Raw genomic sequence first — 26,664 nt, 5'->3', positions numbered from 1 at the left:
GGTTGATAGGCCAGATGTGGAAGCCTCGTAAGGGGTGAAGCTGACTGGTACTAATAGGCCGAGGGCTTGTCCTCAGTTGCTCGCGTCCACTGTGTTGGTTCTGAAACCACGAACAACCGTTGTAGCCATGCCACGGCTCCGGTTTGACAGTTTCATAGTGTTTCGGTGGTCATAGCGTGAGGGAAACGCCCGGTTACATTCCGAACCCGGAAGCTAAGCCTCATAGCGCCGATGGTACTGCAGGGGGGACCCTGTGGGAGAGTAGGACGCCGCCGAACTAAACGTAGAGCTCCGGCTCTTGGGCACCAAACCCAAGAGCCGGAGCTTTTTTGTTTTCTGGCGTCGGCTCCACCCCTCCGCACAGCAGGATGTGTGCTGCGGGTAAGGTCAGGGGGCATCGTTGGCTCGTTTCCCACAGGAGGCCCCCGGGTGGAGGTCCAGGAGACCCGCGTCCAGACAGACCGGGTCCTCACCATCCCGAACATCCTCAGCATGGCTCGCCTCGTCGGCGTGCCCGTGTTCCTGTGGCTGATTCTCTGGCCCGAGTTCGGCGGCCCCAAGAGCGATGGATGGGCACTGCTGGTGCTCATGCTGAGCGGCATCAGTGACTATCTGGACGGGAAGCTCGCCCGTCGCTGGAACCAGATCAGCAACCTCGGCCGGCTGCTCGACCCCGCGGCCGACCGGCTCTACATTCTGTCCACCCTTGTGGGCCTCACCTGGCGCGAGATTCTCCCGCTGTGGTTGACCGCCGTACTACTGGCACGTGAGCTGGTCCTGCTGGTGATGGTGGGCATCCTCAGGCGCCACGACTATCCGCCGCCCCAGGTGAACTTCCTGGGGAAGGCAGCTACCTTCAACCTGATGTACGCCTTCCCGTTGTTGCTGCTCAGTGACGCAAGTGGGTGGATCGCGTCACTCGGTGCTATTTTCGGATGGGCGTTCGCTGGATGGGGTACAACCCTGTACTGGTGGGCAGGAGTCCTCTATGTGGTTCAGGTCCGCCGCCTAGTCAGGGCGGATGCCACGACCGATTGAGCTCGCCCATTACGTGGCTGTAGCGGCTCGCTGGCCCGCGGATGAGATGTGCGGGACAATTTGGACGGGTGAAGTCGGTTAGACCGTCGTCTCTTCAAGGAGGACGCTTCCGACATGAAGGCCGTCGTGATGGCCGGAGGCGAAGGCACGCGCCTTCGCCCAATGACCTCAAGCATGCCCAAGCCGCTCCTGCCGGTGGCCAACCGGCCGATCATGGAGCACGTGCTACGGCTGCTCAAAAGGCATGGGCTCAACGAGACCGTCGTTACTGTTCAGTTCTTGGCCTCCCTCGTCAAGAACTACTTCGGTGACGGCGAGGAGCTCGGCATGGAGCTCACTTATGCCAATGAGGAGAAGCCACTCGGTACTGCCGGGAGTGTCAAGAACGCCGAGGAGGCGTTGAAGGACGACACCTTCCTCGTGATCTCCGGTGATGCCCTGACCGACTTCGACCTCACCGATCTCATCAATTTCCACAAGGAGAAGGGCGGACTCGTCACCGTCTGCCTGACACGCGTACCGAACCCCCTGGAATTCGGCATCACCATCGTCGACGAAGAGGGCAAGGTCGAGCGCTTCCTGGAGAAGCCGACCTGGGGCCAGGTCTTCTCCGACACGGTGAACACCGGTATTTACGTCATGGAGCCCGAGGTCTTCGACTATGTCGACGCCGACGTCTCCGTCGACTGGTCCGGTGACGTCTTTCCTCAGCTGATGAAGGAAGGCAAGCCCATCTACGGCTATATCGCCGAGGGCTACTGGGAGGACGTCGGCACTCACGAGAGCTATGTGAAGGCGCAGGCGGACGTTCTGGAGGGCAAGGTCGACGTCGAACTCGACGGCTTCGAGATCTCGCCGGGCGTATGGGTCGCCGAGGGTGCCGAAGTGCACCCCGACGCCGTACTGCGCGGTCCGCTCTACATCGGTGACTACGCCAAGGTCGAGGCGGACGCCGAGATCCGCGAGCACACCGTCATCGGATCCAACGTCGTCGTCAAGACGGGCGCCTTCCTGCACCGGGCCGTCGTGCACGACAACGTGTACATCGGCCAGCACAGCAATCTGCGCGGGTGCGTGATCGGTAAGAACACCGACATCATGCGTGCCTCGCGCATCGAGGACGGCGCCGTCATCGGCGACGAGTGTCTCGTCGGCGAAGAATCGATCATTCAGGGAAACGTACGGGTCTACCCGTTCAAGACCATCGAGGCCGGCGCGTTCGTCAACACGTCGGTGATCTGGGAGTCCCGGGGTCAGGCGCATCTGTTCGGCGCTCGCGGAGTGTCCGGGATCCTGAACGTGGAGATCACTCCCGAACTCGCCGTACGGCTCGCGGGAGCGTACGCGACGACGCTCAAGAAGGGCTCCACCGTCACGACGGCGCGTGACCACTCCCGAGGCGCCCGTGCGCTGAAGCGGGCGGTCATCTCGGCGCTGCAGGCCAGCGCCATCGACGTACGAGACCTGGAGAACGTACCGCTGCCGGTTGCCAGGCAGCAGACGGCCAGAGGCAGCGCGGGCGGGATCATGATCCGGACGACGCCCGGTGTGCCGGACTCGGTCGACATCATGTTCTTCGACGGGCAGGGTGCGGATCTGTCGCAGGCGAGTCAGCGGAAGCTGGACCGGGTGTTCGCGCGGCAGGAGTACCGGCGTGCGTTCCCCGGCGAGATCGGGGACCTGCATTTCCCGGCCAGCGTGTTCGACTCGTACACCGGGTCTCTGCTGCGGAACGTGGACACGACCGGGATCGCCGAGTCGGGGCTCAAGGTCGTCGTGGACGCCTCGAACGGAAGCGCGGGTCTCGTGCTTCCCAGCCTGCTCGGCAAGCTCGGAGTCGACTCGCTGGTCATCAACCCCGGCCTGGACGAGTCCAGGCCGACGGAGACCGCGGATGCACGGCGGTCCGGGCTTGTGCGGCTCGGCGAGATCGTGGCGTCCGCGCGGGCGGCGTTCGGGGTGCGATTCGACCCTGTCGGTGAGCGGCTCTCGCTCGTCGACGAGAAGGGGCGGATCATCGAGGACGACCGGGCTCTGCTGGTGATGCTCGACCTGGTCGCCGCTGACCGGCGCAGTGGTCGGGTGGCGCTTCCGGTGACCACCACGCGGATCGCCGAGCAGGTGGCGGCGTACCACGGCACCCAGGTGGACTGGACGACGACCTCTCCGGACGACCTGACGCGGGTCGGGCGCGAGGACTCGACGATCTTCGGTGGCGACGGGCGGGGTGGGTTCATCATCCCGGAGTTCAGCGGCGTCTTCGACGGTGCGGCGGCGTTCGTGCGCCTCATCGGGCTGGTGGCGCGGACGCAGCTCACGCTCAGCCAGATCGACGCCCGGATTCCGCGGGCGCATGTCCTCAAGCGGGACCTCGCCACTCCCTGGGCCGTCAAGGGACTCGTCATGCGGCGGGTCGTGGAGGAGGCCGGTGACCGGTTCGTGGACACGACCGACGGCGTTCGGGTCGTGGAGACCGACGGGCGCTGGGTGATGGTTCTGCCGGATCCCGCCGAGGCGGTCACGCATCTGTGGGCAGAAGGGCCCGACGACGCCTCCGCGGAGGCGCTGCTCGACGAGTGGGCGGCGGTCGTGGACAGCGCCGGCCGCTGAAACGCACAACACGCGCGCGTGCCGGACAAGAGCCCCCAAGGGGGCCTGTCCGGCACGCCGGTGGGGCCATTCGGAGGTAGGGCCCGCGACGTGCGACGATGTGCGGCATGCCGCAGCAGCCCCCCGTTCGGAGCAGTCCTACGCGCCCTTCGCGCCCGGACGCCTCCATGTCGCTGCTCACCAATGTCATGGACCACAGCCTCGACGACGGGTACGCGGAGGCGACCGCCCGTAAGCAGGCAGAGGGCACCAGCGGTATGCCGAAGACGGTGCGGGCGAAGCTCGGGCTCGCGGTCGGGCTGGTTCTCGCCGCACTGGTGGTGACCCTGGGAGCGGCGAACGCGCGGATCTCGGCACCTGTCATCGCCAAGGAGCGCCAGGAACTGATCGACCGTATCGAGGGCGAGACCACCTCCGCCGACAAGCTCGAGGACGACGTCGACACCCTGCGAGCCGATGTGAGCGCGCGGCAGCGTGAGGCGCTGAAGGCCGACGGGGGCAGCGAACAGGCCGATCTGGTGGGCCTCCTGTCCGGTGCGACCGCCGTGCACGGCCCCGGCGTGAAACTCGTCGTCGACGACGCCGAGGAAGCGAGTCAGGGCGGCGACGGTGATCCGCGGGAGACCTCCGGGTTCTCCGACACCGGACGGGTCCGCGACCGTGACATGCAGCGGGTCGTCAACGGGATGTGGGAATCGGGCGCCGAGGCCATCTCCGTCAACGGCCAGCGGCTGACCGCCCTGTCGGCGATCCGGGCCGCGGGTGACGCGATACTGGTCGACAACAAACCGCTCGTGCCGCCGTACACGGTGCTCGCCGTGGGGGACGGCAAGCAGCTCAGCACCAGGTTCCAGAACAGTGCCGACGGGCTGTATCTGCATGCCCTCCAGGAGAACTACGGCGTCCGGACCAGCATCTCCGTCCAGGACGACGTCCGGTTGGCCGCCGCACCGAGCGTGATCGTACGTACAGCACAGCCGAGCACAGAGAAGGGCACATCGTGATCGCCGTACTGGGCCTCGTCGTGGGAGTCGTGGCCGGACTGCTGGTCCGGCCCGAGGTTCCGGCAGTCGTCGAGCCTTATCTCCCGATCGCCGTCGTGGCGGCACTCGACGCCGTCTTCGGAGGCTTCCGCGCGATGCTCGACGGCATCTTCGACGACAAGGTCTTCGTGGTGTCGTTCCTGTCCAACGTGGTCGTGGCCGCGCTGATCGTCTTCCTGGGCGACAAGCTGGGTGTGGGCGCCCAGCTCTCCACCGGTGTGGTGGTCGTCCTCGGCATCCGTATCTTCTCCAACGCCGCGGCGATCCGTCGGCACGTCTTCAGGGCGTGAGGCCGATGAGCAACGACCACGAGTCGTCGACGGGTTCCGGCAGTCCGGATCATCGGCTGCGCAAGGAACTTCCCCAAGAGGTCCCGGCGGCGCCCCCTGCGGCACCGCGGCCCGAGGAGCGGGAAGAAAGCGCCGAGCCGACGCTGTCCGGCCGTCAGAGGCTGGCTCAGGGGCTGTGGCCACCGCGTGTGTCCCGCGCGCAACTCATCGTCGCGCTGCTGCTGTTCGGCCTCGGATTCGGTCTCGCCGTCCAGGTGGCGTCCAACAGCGACAGCGGAAGTGCCCTGCGCGGCGCACGTCAGGAAGATCTCGTACGCATCCTCGATGAACTGGACAGCCGTACAAAGCGTCTTGAAGACGAGAAACAGGGTCTCGAAGACCAGCGCACCGAGTTGGAGAACAGCTCGGACCAGGCCGAGGAGGCTCGTAAGCAGACCGTCGAGAAGGAGAAGCAACTCGGCATTCTGGCGGGCACGGTGGCCGCGCAGGGGCCCGGTATCACTCTGACGGTCGACGACGTGAAGGGAACGGTCGAGGCGGACATGCTGCTGGACGCGATCCAGGAGCTCCGCGCGGCTGGTGCGGAGGCGATCCAGGTGAACGGTGTGCGGGTCGTGGCCAGCACGTATCTGACGGATTCGGACAACGGGGTGAGCGTGGACGGGAACAAGATCACCCAGCCCTACCGTTTCAAGGTCATCGGCAGGTCGCAGGACCTGGAGCCGGCGCTCAACATCCCCGGAGGCGTGGTGCAGACACTCGAGAAGGAGCAGGCCATCGTCACGGTGGAGTCCTCGACGAAGATCGTCGTGGACGCCTTGCGACCGGCGAAGCAGCCTGACTACGCTCGGTCGTCCCAGTGAGGCGGGGCCGCATGAGGGGTGCCCGGCCAGGGCAGGAGGTTGCGGGGGGTCGACGCACCGAATGGGTGGTGCGTGGTGGAAACTGTCAGGTGGATACGGACGTTGTGAGGATGTCCGGGTCGACCGGTGTGTTCAATCAGGGTTCGTCCTGCCCCACGGGCGGGTCTGTTTCGGTCAAGGGGAATCGCCCGTGAAGTTGTTTGCGAAGTTGTTCGGCAAGAGCGCACGAGGAGAGGGCGGCGACAACGCCACCGCCCGGCACCGTGCACCACGCCATGGAGACGCGGAGGAGCAGAGTGGCGAGCGCCCGCTGTTCCGGGACCAGCTCGGTGGTCCGGGCGGCGACATTCCCGGTGGTCAGGGCGCGCCGTCTGTTGACCCTGCCCAGTCCGGCCGCATAGGTTTCGGGGACCCGTCGACCTCAAGCGCGGGTGGAGGGTTCGCCCCCGACCCGTACGCTTCCCATGCCCCTGGAGGGCAGCCGCGGCAGGAGGATCCGTCCATGTCGGCCCTGGTGTGCACGAGGTGCGGTAACCGCAACGCGGAAAACAGCCGTTTCTGCTCGAACTGCGGTGCGCCGTTGCGAGCCGGAGCGACCCCGGAGCGTCCGTCCGAGACGACGTCCACGATCTCCATTTCGGGCCTTGAGGCCTACGACGCCGAGGTGACGGGCCAGACGGCCTCGCCGGCGCTCTCCCCGGAGGCGCAGGCGGCCGTCGACGCGCTGCCGCTCGGCTCGGCGCTCCTGGTGGTGCGCCGCGGTCCGAACTCGGGCAGCCGCTTCCTGCTGGACGGCGACCTGACCACGGCCGGGCGTCACCCGCAGAGCGACATCTTCCTGGACGACGTGACCGTGTCACGCCGCCATGTGGAGTTCCGTCGCGTCGGGGACGGCTCGTTCACCGTGGCGGACGTCGGCAGCCTCAACGGCACGTACGTCAACCGGGAGCGGATCGACTCGGTCGCCCTGTCGAACGGTGACGAGGTGCAGATCGGCAAGTACCGGCTGGTCTTCTACGCGAGCCAGCGGGGCATCTGACCCTCCCTCGGACGGCGTCCGGGGAGACCCTCAGGAAGGTCCATGCTTCGAACACCGAGCGGCGGTGCCGGCAACGGCACCGCCGCCGCGGACAGCGGGCTGATGAGCATCGGCTCGGTGCTGAACGCTCTGCGCGACGAGTTCCCCGAAGTGACGATCTCCAAGATCAGGTTCCTGGAGTCGGAGGGGCTCATCGAGCCGCGGCGGACCCCCTCGGGTTACCGCAAGTTCAGCGCCGACGACGTCGAGCGCCTCGGGCATGTGCTGAGGATGCAGCGGGACCACTATCTGCCGCTCAAGGTCATCCGTGAGTATCTGGACGCCTTGGAGCGCGGTGAGCCGGTGCGGTTGCCGACCGTGGGGCGCCAGCGCGACTCGGCCGAGGGAGAGCTGTTCGCCGAACCGGAGGTGCACAGCGCCGCCCGGGTCGGCCGCGCCGAGTTGCTGGCCGCCGCCGAGATCGGTGAGCGGGAACTCCAGGAGTGGGAGTCGTACGGCCTCATCGCGCCCTTGCAGGACGGGGCGTACGACGCCGAAGCGGTGACCGTCGCCGCGCTCGTCGTCGAGCTGGGCCGGTTCGGGATCGAGCCGCGCCATCTGCGGGCGATGAAGGCGGCGGCGGAGCGGGACGCGGGCCTGGTCGATCAGGTGGTGGCCCCGCTGCGGCGGCACCGCAATCCGCAGACCAGGGCGCACGCCGAGGCGCGGACGAAGGAGCTGGCGGGGCTCACGGTGAAGCTGCACGCCGCGCTGGTGCAGACGGCGCTCGGTGTGCGACTGCCCTGACCCCGGGACCTCACCGGATGTCGGATAGCCCACCCGTTCCGTGCCCGACTACCCAAACGTCCCGGGCACGGCCTAGGGTTGCTGTGTGAACGAGCTCGATGTCGTAGGTGTCCGGGTCGAAATGCCCTCCAACCAACCGATCGTGCTTCTGCGTGAAGTGGGAGGCGATCGCTACCTCCCCATCTGGATCGGACCGGGGGAGGCGACGGCGATCGCCTTCGCCCAGCAGGGCATGGCCCCGGCACGACCGCTGACCCACGACCTGTTCAAGGACGTGCTGGAGGCCGTCGGCCAGGAGCTCACCGAAGTGCGCATCACGGACCTCCGCGAGGGCGTCTTCTACGCGGAACTGGTGTTCGCCAGCGGGATCGAGGTGAGCGCCAGGCCGTCCGACGCCATAGCGCTGGCCCTGCGCACCGGGACGCCGATCTACGGCAGCGACGGTGTGCTCGACGACGCCGGCATCGCGATCCCGGACGAGCAGGAGGACGAGGTGGAGAAGTTCCGCGAGTTCCTCGACCAGATCTCGCCCGAGGACTTCGGCACCAACAGCCAGTGAGGGCGCCGGGCCACGGAGAGCTCCGGGCGGCAATTGCCAGCGGCCAGTGTGGTGTGCCGCGGCCCGCTCAGAGAGCATTCGGCTAGCCTTTCCCCGCGGTGGGGCACGGGAAACCACTCCTAGGGTGATTATCACTCGGCGTGCCGAGTGTGGCGATCGTTGACGCACCCCTGGTGACTGCCTACCGTCGAGAAGGCAGGTCAAGGACGGAGGTCGGCGTGAGAAGCAGCGGCGACGGTACGGCTGGGGGTGCCCCCGGACGCGGTCTGGGGGAGAGCGGCCCGTACCCTCCCCCAGGCTCTCGGCAACGCTCGAGCGGGGGGTATCCCCAACACGGCAACACGGCCGATCACGTTCCGCGGCGGCCGACGGCGGTGCCTGGTGAGGGAGACGGTGAGGCGGTTGCCGACGAGGTCGGCTACCGCGGTCCCACGGCGTGCGCGGCCGCGGGCATCACCTATCGGCAACTGGACTACTGGGCGAGGACCGGGCTGGTCGAGCCCAGCGTGCGGCCCGCCTACGGATCGGGGACACAGCGGCTCTACAGCTTCAGGGACGTCGTCGTCCTCAAGATCGTCAAGCGTTTCCTCGACACCGGGGTGTCGCTCCAGAACATCCGCACCACGGTCCAGCACCTCAGGGAGCGCGGTTTCAGGGATCTGGAGCGGATGACGCTGATGAGCGACGGCGCCACGGTCTACGAGTGCACCTCTCCCGACGAGGTCCACGCCCTGCTCCAGGGCGGTCAGGGGATCTTCGGGATCGCCGTGGGTGTGGTGTGGCGGGATGTGGAGGGCGCGCTCTCGCAGCTGCACGGGGAGCGCGTGGACACGGGCGAGACGCTCGTCGGGAACAACCCCACCGACGAGCTGGCGCGACGGCGTAATCGCGCGGTCTGACAAGCGCCGCGACGAGCGGATCGAACGGACAATGCCCCGGCTTGCCGGGGCATTGTCAGTGGCGTAGGGCAGCATCGGAGTCGTGAGAACCGCGCCCACGATCCTGCATCTCGACATGGATGCCTTCTTCGCCTCGGCGGAGCAGGCGGCCAAGCCGAGCCTGCGCGGGAAAGCGGTCGTGGTGGGCGGTCTCGGGCCGCGGGGAGTCGTCGCGACCTGTTCGTACGAGGCGCGGGTATTCGGGGTGCACTCGGCGATGCCCATGGCCCAGGCCCGCCGCCTCGCGCCGAACGCCGCGTATCTCGTGCCGCGCTTCGGGATCTACCGAGAGGTCAGCGAGCAGGTGATGGGGCTCCTGCGGGCCCTGTCGCCGCTGGTGGAGCCGCTGAGCCTGGACGAGGCGTTCGTCGACCTGGAGGTCGCCGGAGCGGCCTGGGACGAGGCCTCGGCGCGGCTGACCGGGGCGAAGCTGCGCGCGGACATCCGGGCCGTCACGGGGCTCACGGGATCGGTGGGTCTCGCCGCGTCCAAGATGCTGGCGAAGATCGCCTCGGAGCAGGCCAAGCCCGACGGTCTCGTGGTGATAGAGCCGGGGACCGAGCGCGCGCTGCTGGGGCCGATGTCGGTGCGGACCCTGCCGGGTGTCGGGCCCGCGACCGGGGACCATCTGCGGCGGGCCGGGATCACCACCGTCGAGGAGCTCGCCGAAGCGGGTGAGGACGAGCTCGTGCGGCTGGTCGGGAAGGCGCACGGGCACTCCCTGTACGCGATGGCGCTGGCGCACGACGACCGGCCCGTGGTGGCCGAGCGGGAGACGAAGTCGGTGTCCGTGGAGGACACCTACGACGTGGACATCCATGACCGGACGCGAGTCGGCCTGGAGGTGCAGCGGCTCGCCGACCGGTGTGTGCAGCGGTTGCGCGGAGCCGGGCTGTCGGGGCGGACCATCGTGCTGAAGGTCCGCAGGTACGACTTCTCGACGCTGACCCGCTCCGAGACGCTGCGGGGGCCCACGGACGATCCCGCGGTCGTGCGGGAGGCGGCCGCGCGGCTCCTGGAGGGGGTGGACACGACCGGTGGCGTACGACTGCTCGGTGTGGGTGTCACCGGGCTGGCCGACTACACGCAGGAGGACCTCTTCGCGCAGGCGCGGGCCGCTGCGGGGGAGCTCGCGGCGCTGGAGCACACCGAGGAGGAACCGGCGGAGGAGTCCTCCGAGGAGAAGGTGCCGCCGGCGGAGCGGCGGTGGCCCGCGGGGCACGATGTGCGGCACGCCGAGTTCGGGCACGGATGGGTGCAGGGCAGCGGGCTCGGGCGGGTGACCGTTCGGTTCGAGACGCCGTACTCCGGGCCCGGCCGGGTGCGGACGTTCCGTACCGACGATCCGGAGCTGGAGCCTGCGGAGCCGCTGCCGTTGGTGGCCGAGATCTTGAGCCAGGGCAGTGAGGGGTGAGGTCGGTTCGCCGCCGTGGTTCTTTGTGGGGAAGGGCTAGGGGGGTCAGTACGCGTACGGCGCCCCGCCCTTTGGATGGTTGGTCGTGGGCTCGGTTCAGGCCTCGTCCGTGCCCGCCAGGCGGCCGAAGTCGCGGTCGGGCGGGGGAGCGGGGGAGGCGATGTCGAGTCCGTAGTGGTGGTAGAGCTGGATTTCCTGTTCGGGTGAGAGGTGGCGGCCGACGCCGAAGTCGGGCGCGTCCTTGATCAGCGCCCGCTCGAAGGGGATGCGCAGGGTGCCTTCGACGAGTTCGCTGGGCTCCAGGGGCACGAAGGCGTCCCTGCTGAACAGACCCGTGCGTATGGCCGCCCACTCCGGGACCCCGGTCGCGTCGTCGAGGTAGATCTCGTCGATCGTGCCGATCTTGGCGCCGTTGCGGTCGAATGCCTTGCGGCCGATCAGGTTGCGCGGATCGAGGTCGGTCTGCACGGTGCCCTCCATTTGGTCGCAACTCATCCGTAAGCACTACAAAAGAGCAGTTTGAGGAAGGTGGCCACTCGAAGGCCCTGGTGTTGTCCTCGCTGGTAGGCTGGCGAACGGCTGCTGACCCTGTGCGGGAGAGTCCTCCGGGCAACACCGGAGGCGCCGAAGGAGCAAATCCTCCCCGGAATCTCTCAGGCCCACGTACCGCACGGACGAGGTCACTCTGGAAAGCAGGGCGGGTGCCGAAGGCGGCTCCCGCTCTCACCGACGGTGAAAGTCGGGTCGCAGCGGGCGGGCGGGCCGGTGAAGCTCTCAGGTTGAGATGACAGAGGGGGAGGCCGTCGGGGTACCCGTGCCGGGGTACCCCTCGAAGGTCGCGTCAGACCAGGAGGCCTCCGCCATGACCGCCCCTCGCATTCCGCTCTCCGAGCTCGAACAGGGAATCCCCTTCGAGCAACGCCATATAGGGCCCGACACCGAGGCACGGGCCAAGATGCTCGCGCAGGTCGGGTACGGCTCGCTGGACGAGCTCACCGCCACCGCCGTACCGGACGTGATCAAGAACGCCGAGGCGCTGGAGCTGCCGGAAGCGCGTACCGAGGCCGAGGTGCTGGCCGAGCTGCGTACTCTCGCGGACCGCAACCAGGTGCTCGACTCGATGATCGGGCTCGGCTACTACGGGACCTTCACTCCGCCGGTGATCCTGCGGAACGTCATGGAGAGCCCGGCCTGGTACACGGCGTACACGCCCTATCAGCCGGAGATCTCGCAGGGCCGGCTGGAGGCGCTGCTGAACTTCCAGACCGTCGTCGCCGAGCTGACCGGCCTGCCGACGTCCGGCGCCTCGCTGCTCGACGAGAGCACCGCCGCCGCCGAGGCGATGGCGCTGTCCCGGCGCATGGGCAAGAACAAGAAGGGCCTCTTCCTGGTCGACGCGGACGTGCTGCCGCAGACCGTCGCCGTCGTCGAGACCCGCGCCGAGCCGACCGGCGTCGAGGTCGTCGTCGCCGACCTGAGCGAGGGCATCCCGGCCGGGATCGCCGAGCGCGAGATCAACGGCGTGCTGATCCAGTACCCGGGCGCCTCCGGTGCCGTACGCGACATCAAGCCGCTCGTCGACCAGGCGCACGAGCTGGGAGCGGTCGTCACCGTCGCCGCCGACCTGCTCGCCCTGACCCTGCTGACCTCGCCGGGTGAGCTCGGCGCGGACATCGCGGTCGGTACGACGCAGCGGTTCGGGGTGCCGATGGCCTTCGGCGGGCCGCACGCCGGGTACATGGCGGTGCGCGAGAAGTTCGCGCGCAGCCTGCCGGGGCGGCTGGTGGGGGTGTCCGTCGACGCGGACGGGCACAAGGCGTACCGCCTCGCCCTGCAGACGCGGGAGCAGCACATCCGCCGTGAGAAGGCGACGAGCAACATCTGTACGGCGCAGGTGCTGCTCGCCGTGATGGCCGGCATGTACGCCGTCTACCACGGCCCCGAGGGGCTGCGGACGATCGCACGGCGTACCCACCGGTACGCGACGATCCTCGCCGAAGGGCTGAGGGCGGGCGGCGTCGACGTCGTGCACGGCGCGTACTTCGACACGCTGACCGTACGGGTCCCGGGCCGGGCCGCCGAGATGGTGGCGGGCGCGCGTGACCGCGGCGTCAACCTGTACCTCGTCGATGCCGACCTCGTGTCGATGTCCTGCGACGAGACGACCACGCGCGGGCAATTGGCCGCCGTATGGGACGCGTTCGGTGTCGGCGGCGACGTCGCCGCGCTGGACTCGACCGCCGAGGACACGCTGCCGGCGGCGCTGCTGCGCGACGACGAGTACCTCGCGCACCCGGTGTTCCACCAGTACCGCTCCGAGACGGCGATGCTGCGCTACCTGCGCAGGCTCTCCGACCGTGACTACGCGCTCGACCGCGGCATGATCCCGCTGGGCTCCTGCACGATGAAGCTCAACGCGACGACGGAGATGGAGCCGGTCACCTGGCCCGAGTTCGGGCAGCTGCACCCCTTCGCGCCCGCCGAGCAGGCGCAGGGCTACCTCACGCTCATCCGTGAGCTGGAGGAGCGGCTCGCCGAGGTCACCGGGTACGACAAGGTGTCGCTCCAGCCCAACGCCGGTTCGCAGGGTGAGCTGGCCGGTCTGCTCGCCGTACGGGGATACCACCGCGCGAACGGCGACGAGCAGCGGACCGTGTGTCTGATCCCGTCCTCCGCGCACGGCACGAACGCGGCGAGCGCCGTGATGGCCGGTATGAAGGTCGTCGTCGTGAAGACGGCGGACGACGGCGAGATCGACGTCGAGGACCTGCGGGCCAAGATCGAGCAGCACCGCGACGAACTGTCGGTGCTGATGATCACGTACCCCTCGACGCACGGTGTCTTCGAGGAGCACGTCGCCGACATCTGCGCCCAGGTGCACGAGGCGGGCGGCCAGGTGTACGTGGACGGTGCCAACCTGAACGCCCTGGTGGGACTTGCCAAGCCGGGGCATTTCGGGGGCGACGTCTCGCACCTGAACCTGCACAAGACGTTCTGCATCCCGCACGGCGGCGGTGGCCCCGGCGTCGGTCCGGTCGGGGTGCGCGCGCACCTGGCGCCGTACCTGCCGAACCACCCCTTGCAGCCGGCGGCCGGTCCCGAGACCGGTGTCGGCCCGATCTCGGCGGCTCCGTGGGGCTCCGCGGGCATCCTGCCGATCTCGTGGGCGTACGTCCGGCTCATGGGCGGTGAGGGGCTGAAGCGCGCCACGCAGGTGGCCGTGCTGTCCGCCAACTACATCGCCAAGCGCCTTGAGCCGCACTTCCCGGTGCTCTACACCGGTCCCGGCGGCCTCGTCGCGCACGAGTGCATCATCGACCTGCGGCCGCTGACCAAGGCGACCGGTGTGAGTGTCGACGACATCGCCAAGCGGCTCATCGACTACGGGTTCCACGCGCCGACGATGTCGTTCCCGGTGGCCGGCACGCTGATGATCGAGCCGACGGAGTCCGAGGACCTGATCGAACTCGACCGGTTCTGCGAGGCGATGATCGCCATTCGCGCGGAGATCGAGAAGGTCGGCTCGGGGGAGTGGGCGGCGGACGACAACCCGCTGCGCAACGCTCCGCACACCGCCGCCGCGCTCGGCGGGGAGTGGGAGCACGCCTACAGCCGGGACGAGGCCGTCTTCCCGGCCGGTGTCTCGGTCGCCGACAAGTACTGGCCGCCGGTGCGCCGGATCGACCAGGCGTACGGCGACCGGAACCTGGTCTGTTCCTGCCCGCCGCTGGACGCGTACGAGGACTGAGCAGCGCTCGGGACCTGGACGGCTACGGGGAGTGACCGCCCCCGGACGCGGGTCGGGGCCGGTTCGGAGATCACGTCTCCGGGCCGGCCCCTCTGGTGTCTGGGCGGCTCTGCCTGATCCGCCCGGTGTCGCGGTTCAGGCGGCCGTCATCACGTGCTCGCCGCCGAGCGGGCGGTGCGGGGCGATGATCTGGCCGTTCGGCAGGAGCTCACCGGTGTCCTCGAAAAGCAGAACGCCGTTGCACAGCAGGCTCCATCCCTGCTCCGGGTGGTGCGCCGCGAGGCGGGCGGACTCCCGGTCGGCGGATTCGGCTGACGGACACGACGGCTTGTGCTGGCACATGGGTGGGATCTTTCGCTGGGTGGTGCTGTGAGTGATGGTTGTGGTCTCTGTCTTGCGGCTTGATGTGCTCATGGCCGCCCCCCGTTGATGTGTGGTCTAAACCCAGTGTTGCCCTACGGGCGTGAATCCGCAGGGATTTGACGGCAGCACTCCTCACAGGTTGATGACGCATCACCCGTGCGGACGGTTCATCCCAACTCGGCTGTCTTTTCGGGTGGTTCGCAGTGGCCGAATGGGGCTAGTCCGGTCGGGCGCGGAAGGTGTTCTCCCTCGTACGAGCGCTGCGGGGCCCGAACGAGCGGCGCTCGCGTCGCTGTCGTGCGGGCGCTGCACACACGCGACGACGGCCACGGCGACGTGCCCCGCGACCGTGTGTACGGCGGCGGGGCACGGAGAGACGCGAGCGGGTGGCGCGGAGTTACGCGGGTGAGCTGAGCAGAGGCGTCGGGGTGAGCCGGTGGGTGAGGAGTGGCAGGAGTTCGGCGACGCGGTGCGGCCGGTGCGCGGCGATCCCCGGCGGGGCGGGTGCCAGCGGGACGAGGATGTCCGTGGCGGCGGGGTGTCCGTCGGCGCCGTCCGCGGTGGTGTCGCCGTGCAGCCAGAGCGTGAGCATGTACAGCTCCGGCACGGAGAGCAGTCTGGCCTGGTGCGACTGCTTCATGGTCTCGGCCTGGCGCAGGGCGCGTTCGGTGGCGGCGATGTACGGGCCCTCGAAGAAGCGCGAGAAGGCCCAGCCGTCGGGGGTCAGCATGGTGTCGGCGGCGGCGATGGCGCGGTCCCCGCAGTGGATCAGGAAGCGCCACCCGGTGAGGCGGGTCGCGGACGTGCCGGCGGGGGTGATCCGGTCCAGGACGTGCACGGGAAGCGGGAGTTCGGGAGTGACCGGTCCCTGGGCCAGGCGGAGGGACGGCGTGCGCGCCTCTCGGACGGCGGTGGGGGAACCGAGTGCCGTGAGGACGGAGCGCAGGGCGGGCGCGGGAGCCGGGGGCAGGTGCAGCGGCATGATGGGTCGCCTCTCGTTCGACAGGCACGGGGGCACGAGGCAGGGGGCGGACGGCGCTGTCAGCTCTCGGGGCCGAAGGGGCGAGGGATCTGGATCCGCCGACAGTTCGTCGCCTGCCGTACGTCATCTGGATGACAGGACCTAGGACCGCGAGCGCCAACTCTCTGCCTCGTTCGCGGAGTTTATACGAGGCGTGTTCGCGCAGTGTTTCCGCTAGCCGCGCCGAATATGAAAGGCAAGTCACTATTCGGTCAGGGAAAAGGGGGATTCATCCTGATTCTGCGCGAAAGAGCTGCGATGACCTCGGAATGCCCGCCCGGAGCGGTCGGCCGATTCTCGTCGGCGTTTTTCACGAGATCCCGGCGGGGCGAAACTGCGCTTCGCGTCATGCCTGGTGAATGTGCCTGTGGGTACTCGGGTCCAGAGTAGCGGGGGTGGCGTCGTTCCAGGACGTTATCGATCGCGTTGCCTGGGCATCATCCCACGTGACCCGGGACGTCAGGGGCCGGAGCTTCGGCCCGCCCATCCAAGGGAAGGACACTTCGATGGGAGAGAAGGTCGCCGCAGGGCCCTTCGGCCTGTCCGATCGCCACCAGTACCGCGACAAACTGCGGCAGTGTCTGGCGGGGCTGGCGCGGTTGCTGGAGGAGGAGCGGTTCGACCGCCCGAAGAACCTCATGGGCCTGGAGATCGAGCTGAATCTCGCGGGCACCGACGGCACGCCCAGAATGATGAATGCGCAAGTACTCGAAAGGATTGCGAGCCGGGACTTCCAAACAGAACTCGCCATGTTCAACCTGGAAGTCAACATAGCTCCACACCGACTTGGCGGCCGGGTATTCGACCAGCTCGCCGAGGAGCTGCGCATCTCCCTCGCGTACGCCCACCGGAAAGCGAAGGAAGTCGACGCCGGAATCGTGATGATCGGCATTCTGCCGACCCTCGGCCAGGAAGACCTGGTCTCCTCGAACCTGTCGGACGTCGACCGTTACACCCTGCTCAACGACCAGATCGTCGCCGCCCGCGGGGAGGACTTCGCGCTCGACATCGACGGGGTCGAGCGGCTGGTCTGCACGTCGAAGTCCATCGCGCCCGAAGCGGCTTGCACCTCCGTGCAGTTGCATCTCCAGGTCACGCCGGGGCGGTTCGCCGACGTGTGGAACGCCGCGCAGGCGGTCGCCGCGGCCCAGGTCGCGGTCGGTGCCAACTCGCCCTTCCTCTTCGGGCACGAGCTGTGGAGCGAGTCGCGGCCCCCGCTGTTCCAGCAGTCCACCGACACCCGGCCGCCGGAGTTGCAGGCGCAGGGGGTGCGGCCGCGCACGTGGTTCGGGGAACAGTGGATCTCGTCCGCGTACGACCTCTTCGAGGAGAACCTGCGCTTCTACCCGCCGCTCCTGCCGATCTGCGACGAGGAGGACCCGTTGGGTGTCCTCGACGCCGGCGGCGTCCCCAAGCTCGCCGAACTCGTGCTGCACAACGGCACGGTGTACCGCTGGAACCGGCCCGTGTACGGCGTCGCCGACGGCGTACCGCACCTGCGGGTCGAGAACCGCGTGCTGCCCGCCGGCCCCACCGTCACCGACGTCATCGCCAACGCGGCCTTCTACTACGGCCTCGTCCGCGCGCTCGCCGAGGAGCCGCGGCCCGTGTGGACGCGGCTGGCCTTCTCGTCCGCCGCCGCCAACTTCGACGCCGCGTGCCGCCACGGCATCGACGCGCGCCTGGAGTGGCCGAGGCGCGGCCGGTACGGCGGGACGCACGAGGTGGACGCCGTCACCCTCGTCCTGGACGAGCTGCTGCCGCTCGCCGCGGCGGGACTGGACGCGTGGGGGGTCGAGCCCGTCGACCGGGACCTCTACCTCGGAGTGATCGAGGAGCGGTGCCGGCTGCGCGTCAACGGGGCGAGCTGGCAGGCGGCGACGTTCCACCGCGCGCTGGACAAGGGACTCGACCGGGAGACCGCGCTCGCCGCCACCACGCGCCGCTATGGCGAACTGATGCATCTGGGGGAGCCCGTGCACACCTGGCCGGTGGAGTTCCCCGACCCGGTCTCCCTGAGGTGAGAGTTCCCGGAGGCGGGGAGGGGGGCGTCAGCCCTGGCTGCCCGCCTCCACGATCGCCTTGAGGATCACCGCGTGGATCTGCGAGGGGTCGTTGACCTGGTGGCCGGAGCCGCCGGTCGCCTTGGCGATCTCCTCGACCTCGTCCCTGTCGGCGTCCGGGCCGACGGCGATCGCGATCAGCAGCACCGGGCGCTCGGGGGTGGTGAGCTCCTGGAGCTTGGCGACCAGGGCCGAGCGGGAGATGCTTCCCGGGTCCTGGTTGACGCCGTCGGTCAGCAGGACCAGCGCGTTGAACTTCTCCTCCTCGTAGGAGGACGTCGCCGCCTGGTACGCGGCCAGCGTGGTGTCGTACAGGCCGGTCGCTCCGCCCGGGACGGGTTGCAGGCCGCTGAACGCCGCCGACAGTCTGTCCCGCTGGGTGCCGTTGCCCTTGGTGTCCCCGAGCCGTTCCGTCGGCACGACCACCCGGTAGTCACGGGGGCCGTCGAGACGGGTGGAGAACTTCCACAGTCCGATCTCGTCCTCCGGGGTGAAGGTGGCCAGGGCCTGGAGGAGAGACGCCTTGGTGACGTCCATACGGGACTGGTCGGTGCCGGGCACCGGCTCGGTCATGGACGCCGAGGCGTCGACGACCGTGGTGATCCGGGCGCTCTGCACCGTGATCGTCCACATGCCGAGGGCTTCCTGGAGCGCCTTCTCCGAGGCGGGCTCGTCGGCCGCGCGCGCGTAAGGCTGCGGGGTGCGTCCGCCCGCCTCGGAGACCAGCGCGGCCGAGGGCTGCTCGTCGTCGGTGCGGAAGCCGTGCTTCTCCAGGATCTTCTGGACCTCGGGAGCGCCGAGCAGCGCCATGAAGCGGAGGGCCGCACGGCTCTCGTCCGTGCTCAGCCGCACCTCGTCCACCAGCGTGAACGGGTAGTCGAGCCGCGGCGATCCGTCCTTAGGATAGAAGAGGTCGAGGCTCTCCGTGCTGTCCGCCGAGGAGTTGTGGGCGAAGGCCGCCTGCTCGGAGAGGATCAGCGCCTGGTTCCGCTTCGGGTTGCCCTGCTCGGTGCCGGAGGAGTCGCGGGGGAGGGTGTCCAGGACCTGGCTGTCGCTGTCCGAGGTGCGCTGTGAGAGAGCCTTCGCCATGGCGGCGGCCTGGGTGTCGCCGCCCGCGGTCTGCCCGGCCGTGGTACTCAACTGCGTCAGCGCGAGCAGGCCGGTCGCGCTGCGCGTCGGGTCGGCGGCGCCGAGCTTCAGCCGGTCGCTCGTCATCGCGGCGCCTGCCAGCTCCGTCCAGGTGTACGTCTTCTTCGGCCACCCCAGCGACTTGGCGGCGGTCGGGACCATGGCCACGCCGACCGGGGACGACGCGACGTTGCCGACGTCGCTCACCTGGGTCGCGTCGTTCTCCCCGGCGACCCGCTGGACCCACAGGTTCGAGTCGGGCACCCATGCCTGGACGTCGGACTCCTTGCCGGTCAGCAGGGCGTCCGCGACCTTGTACGACTCACGCGCGGTCACGCTGACGTCGAGGCACCGGCCGTCGGAGGTGATGTCGCGCTCACGGGCGTAGTCCGCCGCCTCGGTGAGAGCGGGGGCCAGGTCGGGTGAAGCGGCGATCCTCACGCGCACCGCGTTCTCCTGGCAGGAGGAGCCGAAGGAGAGAAGGCCACCGTTGACCGCGGCCGCTGTGCCTCCCGCCACCGTGAGTACGAGCGCCGTCGCGATGGCCACAGTGCGACGGCGCGCCCGTGGTCGGGGGTCGGCGGTGCCCGCCCCGTATCCGTCGGGCAAGCTGTGACGTCCCATGAGGGTGGTGCCTCCCTGTTGAGCCCTGTGCCGTGATCCGGTCACAGGGCAGACAAAAAAGGGGGAGGCACGCCCCGACGGCGTCCGTCCCCCAAACGGCCTGTCGCGCAGGATCTTCGCAACTTCTTTCGAGACCCTAGCGGGACGGGGATGGGGATGAGGCGCGATTACTCAACTGGAGGCGGGAGTGCAGGTGGAGGCGGGGTCGGTGGCCGATTCCCATCCGACGAAGGGGCAGAACCGGCGGATTCTCCGGGACGAGACGCTGCTCGTCCTAGGACTCTCGCTCGGCGCGAGCGGGGTCTCCGCGCTGATCAGCTTTGTCGGTTCGGTCACCAGACCAGGAGGGCTCAAGGACCAGGCGGCCACCCTCAACGCCTCGGCCGCGCCCGGGCGTCCCTGGCTTGATCTGGCCTGGCAGCTCTTCGGTATCGCGTCGGCGCTGGTGCCGGTCGCGCTCGTCGCGCACTTCCTGATGAGGGAGCGCGAGGGGCTGCGGGTGATCGGGTTCGACCGCACGCGCCCCTGGCCGGACCTCGGGCGCGGTGCCGTGATCGCCGCGGTCATCGGCAGTACGGGCATCGCCTTCTATCTGGCCGCCCGCGGGTTCGGCGCCAACCTCACGGTGGTGCCCGAGGCGCTGCCCGACGTGTGGTGGAAGTACCCCGTCCTGATCATGTCCGCGATCCAGAACGCGGTCCTCGAAGAGGTGATCGTCGTGGGGTATCTGCTGCGCCGCCTCGGCCAGTTGGGCTGGACCCCGGTCACCGCGTTGGCGGCGAGCGCGGTGCTCCGCGGCTCGTACCACCTCTACCAGGGCATCGGCGGGTTCGTCGGCAACATGGCGATGGGTGTGGTCTTCGTCTATCTCTACCGGCGCTGGGGGCGCGTCGGACCCCTGGTGGTCGCGCACTCGCTCCTCGACATCGGGGCGTTCGTCGGGTACGCGCTGCTGGCCGGGAAGGTGGGCTGGCTGCCCACGGCTTGAGCGGGCACAGAGAGGGCGCACGGGGTTCCCGTACGCCCTCTCAGTTGTGTCAGGCGAGCAGCTCGCCCTCGATGACCGTCACCGCGTTGCCCGTGAGGTGTGTGCGGGCGCCGCGCAGTTCGGTGCGGACGAGTCCGGAGCGTGCGGAGGCCTGGAGACCGGTGAGGGCGGGGCGGCCGAGGCGCTCCGACCAGAAGGGCGCGAGGGCCGTGTGGGCGCTGCCGGTGACCGGGTCCTCGTCGATGCCGATGTTCGGGAAGAAGCAGCGGGACACGAAGTCGTAGCCCCGGGAGGGATCCTCGGCGCGGGCGGTCGCGATGATCCCGCGCTCGGAGTACCGCGCGAGAGCCCCGTGATCGGGGGTGAGGCCGCGGACCGTCTTCTCGTCGGCGACCTCGATGATCAGGTCGCCGACGTTCGGGCCGGTGTCGAGGACGGCGAGCGGCTCGGCGCCGAGGGCTTCGGCGACACCGTCCGGGACCTCGACCGCGGTGAGCGGCGCCGTGGGAAAGTCGAGCGTGAGGGAACCGTCCTCGTGGGGCGTGGCGATGAGGACGCCGCTGCGGGTGGCGAACCGTACGGGTCCCTCGTGCGCGCCGGTGGTGTGCAGCACGTGGGCGGTCGCCAGCGTCGCGTGCCCGCACATCGCGACCTCGGCGACGGGGGTGAACCAGCGCAGCGCCCAGTCGGCCTCGCCGCCGGCCGGGAGGCGGTGCGCGAAGGCGGTCTCGGCGTGGTTGACCTCCAGCGCCACGTTCTGGAGCCAGGTGTCGTCCGGGAAGGACGGGGGCGACGTGGGCGGGGTGGAGGGGCCGAGGAGGAGGACCCCGGCCGGGTTGCCCGCGAAGGGGCGGTCGGTGAAGGCGTCGACGATTCGAATCCGCATGGTGCCGACGCTAGCCGCCCGGCGAAACGGCCGGCCAAGGCCAATTCGGGGGGACTGGACCGGTTGCGGGGTGGGGTCTGGCTGGGGTTGGAGGGGGGTGGGGCCTGGTTCGGGCCTGGGTCCCGGTTCGGGTCCGGGGCTGGCCTGTGTCCGCGTCCGGGCCTGGGTCCGGTTCCGGTTCCGACGGGTGGTGGAAGGCCGGTGTTCAGTGGTTGCCGGGCTGCTCGGTGGTCGTGTGAACGGTGCTTCACGCTTCGGCGTACGCCGGGTGACTCACCCATGGTGGGGGAGGCCAGGCGCGGCTCGGGGCGGCGAAGGTGGCAGGTGCGGGCGTACCTGCCCGGGTCTCGGTCCGGGTCTGGCCTGTGTCCGCGTCCGGTTCCAGGTCCGACGGGTGGTGGAAGGCCGGTGTTCAGTGGTTGCCGGGCTGTTCGGGGGTCGCGTGAACGGTGTTTCACGCCTTGGCGTGCGCCGGGTGACTCACCCGTGGTGGGGGAGGTCAGGCGCGGCTCGGGGCGGCGAAGGTGGCAGGTGCGGGGCGTACCGACCCCGGAACGCCTGGGATGTCCGGGCCGGAAGGGAGTACCGAGATGCGAGGCTATCCCCCGATCGCGGACCATGGGCTGATCGGCGACCTCCAGACCGCCGCGCTGGTCTCCTCGGACGGCACGGTCGACTGGATGTGCGCGCCCAGGTTCGACTCGCCCAGTGTGTTCGCCGCGCTCCTGGACCACGAACGCGGCGGACACCTCTCCGTGTCCGCCGACACCCAACGCCCGCCGGTACAGCTGTACTTGCAGGACACCGCCGTCCTGGTGACCCGCTTCCTCGGCGAGGCGGGGGTGGGTGAGGTGGTCGACTTCATGCCGGTGGACCGTCCGGAACGCCCGGCGGCCCGGCACCGGTTGGTCAGGATCCTGCGGGTGACCCGCGGCCGGGTGCGCTTCACCCTGGAGTGCCGGCCCCGCTTCGACTACGGTCGCGCCGCGCACGGCGTCGACGTGGGTGAGCACATGGTCCGGTTCGACGGCCCCGGCGCGCAGGGGTTCCTCCAGGGGCTCGGTCCGATCACCTGGACCCGGGACGGTGACGACGTACGGAGCGAACTGACCCTCGGTGAGGGCGAGTTCGCCGCCGTCGTGTTCACGGTGGGCGACGCGGACGACGCACCCGTACCACCGCTGACCGCCGCGGACGTCAGGACGCTGTTCGAGGGGACCCGGGACTTCTGGCACAGGTGGGTGCGCCGCAGCAGCTATCACGGACGCTGGCAGGACATGGTGAACCGGGCGGCCATCACCCTGAAACTGCTCACCTACGCGCCGACCGGAGCGCCCGTCGCGGCGCCCACCATGGGACTGCCCGAGCAGATCGGCGGCACCCGCAACTGGGACTACCGCTACACCTGGGTGCGTGACGGCTCGTTGTCGGTCGGCGCCCTGCTGGGACTCGGCTACATCGAGGAGGCCCACGCGTTCCGCAGCTGGCTCGGTGACCGGGTCCGGGCGGGCCGCACCGTGAGCGGCGAGCCCCTGCAGATCATGTACCGCGTCGACGGTGATCCGGAGCTGCCGGAGGAGATCCTCGACCACTTCGAGGGCTACCGCGGATCGGCGCCGGTCCGGGTGGGCAACGGGGCCGCCGGACAGCTCCAGCTCGACATCTACGGAGAGGTGGCGCTCGCACTGGCACAGGCCGTGGAGGATGCCGGTGAGGTGCCTCCGTACGACGGCTGGCAGGCCCTCTCCGGAGTGCTCGACTGGCTGGTGAAGGCCTGGGACCGGCCCGACGAGGGGATCTGGGAGACTCGGGGCGGCCAGAAGGACTTCACCTACAGCCGCGTCATGTGCTGGGCGGCCTTCGACCGGGGCATCCGGATGGCCCGGGACTTCTCCCGGCCGGCCGACACCGCCGCATGGGGCTCGGCGCGGGACGACATCATGCGCCAGGTCATGGAGCGTGGATGGGACCCGGCACGCCGGGCGTTCGTGCAGCAGTACGGGGACACCACTCTCGACGCCTCCCTGCTGCTCATGCCCTCCGTCGGATTCATCTCGCCGAAAGACCCGCGCTGGCTGTCCACACTGAAGGCGATGGAACAGGAACTGGTCTCCGACAGCCTGGTCCACCGGTACAACCCCCAGGCGTCCCCGGACGGGCTGCGCGGCAGCGAGGGCACCTTCTCCCTGTGCAGCTTCCTGTACGTCGACGCGCTCGCCCGGGCGGGGCAGCTCGGCCAGGCCCGGTACGCCTTCGACAAGATGCTCACCTACGCCAACCACGCGGGCCTGTTCGCCGAGGAGATCGGCCCGACGGGGGAGCAACTCGGGAACTTCCCGCAGGCCTTCACCCACCTGGCGCTGATCACGGCAGCCCTCTCGCTGGACCACCACATGGACGCCGCCCGCTGACGACGTACGGCTCTGAGCAGGCAAAAGGGCGTGCACCCGGGCCCCCGCGCGCGCGGGGACCCGGGCTCGGCGCGCACATGCGCGGGAACGCTGGGATGCTGAAATGAGCTTGCCCATCTCCTGACGAACAGCGGCGGTGAGCGTCATGAATGGGCTCGAAGCGAGCGGTCCCGCGACGGCCGCTCCGCACGCCGATCCCGACGGGGACCCCTTTCTGCGCACGCGGTTCGCCATTCCGACGCCTCCCGTGACGTTCCTGCGGCGGGAGCGGCTGGTCCACCATCTCGACCAGGCACTTCTGACTCCGCTGACCATGGTCAACGGCGCGGCGGGCGCGGGGAAGACCCTGCTGGTCGCCGACTGGACCGAGACACGTGAGGAGCCCGTCGCCTGGCTCACCGCCGAGGCGGACCAGGGCTGTGGCATGTTCTGGGCGTACCTGCTCCAGTCCCTGCGCGCCGCCGGTGTGCCGCTGTCCGCCGCGGTCGGGTTCCCCGCGGGCGCGAGCCTTGTGGACCGCACACTGCTGGCGCGGCTCGCCGCCGAGCTGAGCGAACGGGACCGGCCCGTCGTCGTGGTGCTCGACGAGTACGACCGGGTGACCGGTCCGGAGATCGCGGAACAGCTGGAGTTCGTCCTGCACCACTCGGGACGAGGCATGCGGCTGCTCCTCGTCACCCGCACCGAGCCGTTGCTGCCCCTGCACCGCTATCGGGCGGCCGGCGCCATGACGGAGATCAGGTGCGCGGAGCTGGCCTTCACCCCCGAGGAAGCCCACACGCTGCTGGCGGCGCACGGGCTGCACCTGCCCGTGCACACGGCACGCTCGCTCGTGGAGCGCACCCGCGGATGGGCCGCCGGTCTGCGACTGTGCGCGCTGGCCGCGCAGGGCAGCCCGGATCCAGAGACGTATCTGAAGGAGTTCGAGGCCGACCGCACGACAGTCGCCGACTTCCTGCTGGCGGAGGTGCTCAAACGGCAGAGCCCCGAGACACAGGACCTGCTCCTGCGGGTCAGCGTCCTGGAGCGTTTCTGCCCCGAACTCGCGGACGCGCTGACGGCGAGCGGCGACGCGGCCTCGATCCTCGCCGCCCTGCACCGCGAGAACGCGTTCGTCGAGGACCTCGGGCACGCCTGGTACCGCCTCCATCCGCTGTTCGGAGAGATCCTCCATGCCCACCTGCGGGTGTGGTCCCCCGGACTGGAGCCTGAGCTCCACCGGCGGGCCGCGGCATGGCTGCGGCGCTCCGGGTCCCTCGCGGAGTCCCTCGCTCACGGCGCCGCCGCGGGCGACTGGGAGTTCACCGCCGGCGCCCTCGTCGAGGAGCTCGCCATCGGCCGGCTCTTCACCGGCCCGCGCCGCGACGACCTGGCAGACCTGTTCGCACGGATGGGTCCCGAGGCCACGGGCCCCGCCACGGACCTCGTACGCGCGGCCCGCGACCTGTCCCGGGGCGATCTCGAACGCGGACAGACCCACCTGCGGCGCGCCGAACGGAGCCTGGCGGAGGAGCGGCCGCCGACAGAGGGCGCCGCACCCGGCCAGGTGGCCGCCCGGCTGAGCTGTGCCCTGCTGGAGACCCTGGCGGCCCGGCTGACCGGTTCGCCGGAGCGGGCGGAAAGGGCCGCGGAGGCGGCCGGGGAACTCCAGGAGCGGATGCCGGCCCGCCTGCTGGACGAGCATCCCGAACTCACCGTGCTTCTGATGACCCATCTCGGCTCGGCCCGACTGTGGGCCGGACGCTTCGACGACGCGCGTGCCGCCCTGGCCGTGGTGGCCGGCTGCCCCGGCGAAGCCTCGACGGCACTTCCGCGCGGGGAGTCCCTGGAGCATCTGGCGTTGATCGACTACCTGAACGGCTGGCTGAGCAGGGCGGAACGCAAGGCCCTGGCGGCGCAGAACACGGCGGAGCGCTTCGGGCTGTCTCCCGGGGCCGGTTCCGGCCTCGGGCCGCTGGTACTGGCCGCCGTCGCGGTCGAGCGGAACGAACTGGAGCGGGCCAGGTCCCTCCTCGACGCGGCGGCCGGCCCGCACCGTGCGACGCGTGATCCGGTGACCGAGGCAGGCCGGTCCATCGCCACCGCACGGCTGCGCCTGGCCGGCGGGCACCCGCGAGCCGCGCTCGCGGCGGCGGAACCCACGGTCGCCGCCGACATTGCCTCTCCCTGGGCGGCCGGGCACACCGCGCTGGTCGCCTCGGCCGTACACCTGGCGCAAGGCAGGCCGGAGGAGGCCGCCGAGCTGTTGCGAGCGGTGCCAACCGGGCAGGTGGCGTGCACCGTGGCCGCCGCGCGGGCGCAGCTCGCCGCGGGCAGGCCCGCCGCGGCGATCGATCTGCTCGACGGTCTGCGACCGCTGGGCCGCATCGGTCCCGCGATGACCGTCCGGGCCTCGCTGGTGAGGGCGGAGGCCGCCTTTACGGCGGGGGACCTCACCGCCTCGCGCAGGCTCGTCCTCCAGGCCCTCCACACGGCACGGCGCGAACGGTTGCGGCTTCCCTTCGTCGAGGCCGGACCGTGGATCAGGCCCCTGCTGGGCCTCGTACCCCTGCGCGGGGCGGCCGCGGGCTGGCTCATGCCCGGCCCGTCACCGTACGAGGCCTCGCCCCGGCCCCCCAACCGGTCGGCGGAGCCTCTGGTGGAGGAGCTGAGCGGACGCGAGCTCGACGTGCTGCGACGGCTGGCGCGGATGATGTCGACGGAGGAGATCGCCGCCGATCTGTACGTCTCGGTGAACACGGTCAAGACCCACCTCAAGAGCGTGTACCGGAAGCTGGCGGTGAGCCGGCGCCACGACGCGGTACGCCGGGCGCGCGAGCTGCGGCTGTTGTGACCTCGCGGGCAAGGTACGG

General features: G+C 69.7%; 20 protein-coding genes, 1 rRNA gene and 1 riboswitch. Of the genes, 16 read left to right on the top strand and 5 right to left on the bottom strand.

Annotation, left to right across the window (positions count from 1 at the left end; genetic code table 11):
• The first annotated feature begins 161 nt into the window (after positions 1–161).
• The 11 genes from rrf to ACIP79_RS04395 all read left to right on the top strand — a co-directional run bounded on the left by rrf (position 162) and on the right by ACIP79_RS04395 (position 10,580).
• Positions 162–278 (top strand): 5S ribosomal RNA (gene rrf, locus ACIP79_RS04445).
• Between the two features lie 151 nt (positions 279–429).
• A complete protein-coding gene (locus tag ACIP79_RS04440; RefSeq protein ID WP_401219134.1) occupies positions 430–1,038 on the top strand; it encodes a CDP-alcohol phosphatidyltransferase family protein in 609 nt (202 codons plus the stop codon).
• Positions 1,039–1,152: 114 nt separating this feature from the next.
• A complete protein-coding gene (locus tag ACIP79_RS04435; RefSeq protein WP_401219132.1) occupies positions 1,153–3,648 on the top strand; it encodes a sugar phosphate nucleotidyltransferase in 2,496 nt (831 codons plus the stop codon).
• A gap of 107 nt (positions 3,649–3,755) precedes the next feature.
• Positions 3,756–4,652 (top strand): DUF881 domain-containing protein, encoded by an 897-nt coding sequence (locus ACIP79_RS04430; RefSeq protein WP_383688886.1) that lies wholly within the window; start codon positions 3,756–3,758, stop codon positions 4,650–4,652.
• Positions 4,649–4,981, top strand: a complete 333-nt coding sequence (locus tag ACIP79_RS04425; RefSeq protein ID WP_344015444.1) for a small basic family protein — start codon at positions 4,649–4,651, stop codon at positions 4,979–4,981. Before ACIP79_RS04430 ends, ACIP79_RS04425 begins: the two co-directional genes overlap by 4 nt.
• A 5-nt stretch (positions 4,982–4,986) precedes the next feature.
• Positions 4,987–5,844 carry a DUF881 domain-containing protein gene (locus ACIP79_RS04420; protein ID WP_401219128.1) on the top strand — a complete coding sequence of 286 codons (858 nt, stop codon included), beginning with the start codon at positions 4,987–4,989 and terminating at the stop codon, positions 5,842–5,844.
• A gap of 61 nt (positions 5,845–5,905) precedes the next feature.
• The gene (locus tag ACIP79_RS04415) at positions 5,906–6,883 is read left to right on the top strand and encodes an FHA domain-containing protein (RefSeq protein ID WP_383688884.1); all 978 of its coding nucleotides are present in this window, start codon (positions 5,906–5,908) and stop codon (positions 6,881–6,883) included.
• Between the two features lie 42 nt (positions 6,884–6,925).
• Positions 6,926–7,669, top strand: coding sequence for a MerR family transcriptional regulator (locus ACIP79_RS04410; RefSeq protein WP_401219125.1), 744 nt, complete (start codon positions 6,926–6,928; stop codon positions 7,667–7,669).
• Positions 7,670–7,754: 85 nt separating this feature from the next.
• Positions 7,755–8,228, top strand: a complete 474-nt coding sequence (locus ACIP79_RS04405) for a bifunctional nuclease family protein (protein ID WP_153291781.1) — start codon at positions 7,755–7,757, stop codon at positions 8,226–8,228.
• A gap of 218 nt (positions 8,229–8,446) precedes the next feature.
• Positions 8,447–9,127, top strand: coding sequence for a MerR family transcriptional regulator (locus ACIP79_RS04400; RefSeq protein ID WP_383684479.1), 681 nt, complete (start codon positions 8,447–8,449; stop codon positions 9,125–9,127).
• A gap of 82 nt (positions 9,128–9,209) precedes the next feature.
• Positions 9,210–10,580, top strand: a complete 1,371-nt coding sequence (locus ACIP79_RS04395; protein ID WP_401219122.1) for a DNA polymerase IV — start codon at positions 9,210–9,212, stop codon at positions 10,578–10,580.
• A 96-nt stretch (positions 10,581–10,676) separates the two neighbouring features.
• On the opposite strand, the gene ACIP79_RS04390 is transcribed toward ACIP79_RS04395, so the two are convergent.
• Positions 10,677–11,048 (bottom strand): PRC-barrel domain-containing protein, encoded by a 372-nt coding sequence (locus ACIP79_RS04390; protein ID WP_401219120.1) that lies wholly within the window; start codon positions 11,046–11,048, stop codon positions 10,677–10,679.
• Positions 11,049–11,163: 115 nt separating this feature from the next.
• Positions 11,164–11,259: riboswitch (glycine riboswitch) on the top strand.
• Positions 11,260–11,442: 183 nt separating this feature from the next.
• Between ACIP79_RS04390 and gcvP the strand changes: the two genes are divergently transcribed.
• Positions 11,443–14,328, top strand: coding sequence for an aminomethyl-transferring glycine dehydrogenase (gcvP, locus tag ACIP79_RS04385; protein WP_401219117.1), 2,886 nt, complete (start codon positions 11,443–11,445; stop codon positions 14,326–14,328).
• Positions 14,329–14,463: 135 nt separating this feature from the next.
• Here gcvP and ACIP79_RS04380 read toward each other — a convergent pair whose 3' ends face one another.
• Both ACIP79_RS04380 and ACIP79_RS04375 read right to left on the bottom strand, forming a co-directional pair.
• On the bottom strand, positions 14,464–14,670 hold the full coding sequence (locus ACIP79_RS04380; protein WP_383684471.1) for a DUF5999 family protein: 207 nt from the start codon (positions 14,668–14,670) through the stop codon (positions 14,464–14,466).
• Between the two features lie 418 nt (positions 14,671–15,088).
• A complete protein-coding gene (locus tag ACIP79_RS04375) occupies positions 15,089–15,673 on the bottom strand; it encodes a hypothetical protein (RefSeq protein ID WP_401219114.1) in 585 nt (194 codons plus the stop codon).
• Positions 15,674–16,218: 545 nt separating this feature from the next.
• Here ACIP79_RS04375 and ACIP79_RS04370 point away from each other — a divergent pair.
• Positions 16,219–17,736: a glutamate--cysteine ligase gene (locus tag ACIP79_RS04370; RefSeq protein ID WP_401219111.1), complete on the top strand. Its 1,518-nt coding sequence runs from the start codon at positions 16,219–16,221 to the stop codon at positions 17,734–17,736.
• 27 nt (positions 17,737–17,763) lie between these two features.
• Here ACIP79_RS04370 and ACIP79_RS04365 read toward each other — a convergent pair whose 3' ends face one another.
• Positions 17,764–19,527: a substrate-binding and VWA domain-containing protein gene (locus ACIP79_RS04365; RefSeq protein ID WP_401219108.1), complete on the bottom strand. Its 1,764-nt coding sequence runs from the start codon at positions 19,525–19,527 to the stop codon at positions 17,764–17,766.
• Between the two features lie 187 nt (positions 19,528–19,714).
• Here ACIP79_RS04365 and ACIP79_RS04360 point away from each other — a divergent pair, with 187 nt between their 5' ends.
• Positions 19,715–20,515 carry a CPBP family intramembrane glutamic endopeptidase gene (locus tag ACIP79_RS04360; protein ID WP_401219105.1) on the top strand — a complete coding sequence of 267 codons (801 nt, stop codon included), beginning with the start codon at positions 19,715–19,717 and terminating at the stop codon, positions 20,513–20,515.
• Between the two features lie 49 nt (positions 20,516–20,564).
• On the opposite strand, the gene ACIP79_RS04355 is transcribed toward ACIP79_RS04360, so the two are convergent.
• Complete coding sequence (locus ACIP79_RS04355) at positions 20,565–21,401, bottom strand: PhzF family phenazine biosynthesis protein (RefSeq protein ID WP_401219103.1); 837 nt, start codon at positions 21,399–21,401, stop codon at positions 20,565–20,567.
• Positions 21,402–21,991: 590 nt separating this feature from the next.
• Between ACIP79_RS04355 and ACIP79_RS04350 the strand changes: the two genes are divergently transcribed.
• Positions 21,992–23,812, top strand: a complete 1,821-nt coding sequence (locus ACIP79_RS04350; RefSeq protein ID WP_401219100.1) for a glycoside hydrolase family 15 protein — start codon at positions 21,992–21,994, stop codon at positions 23,810–23,812.
• A 145-nt stretch (positions 23,813–23,957) separates the two neighbouring features.
• Complete coding sequence (locus ACIP79_RS04345) at positions 23,958–26,645, top strand: LuxR C-terminal-related transcriptional regulator (RefSeq protein WP_401219097.1); 2,688 nt, start codon at positions 23,958–23,960, stop codon at positions 26,643–26,645.
• Positions 26,646–26,664 lie beyond the last annotated feature (19 nt).

The organism is Streptomyces sp. NPDC088747 (assembly GCF_044751025.1).
Classification (GTDB): Bacteria; Actinomycetota; Actinomycetes; order Streptomycetales; family Streptomycetaceae; genus Streptomyces.
The sequence above is the reverse complement of the archived record's forward strand: the minus strand, read 5'-3'. Positions and strand labels throughout refer to the sequence as shown.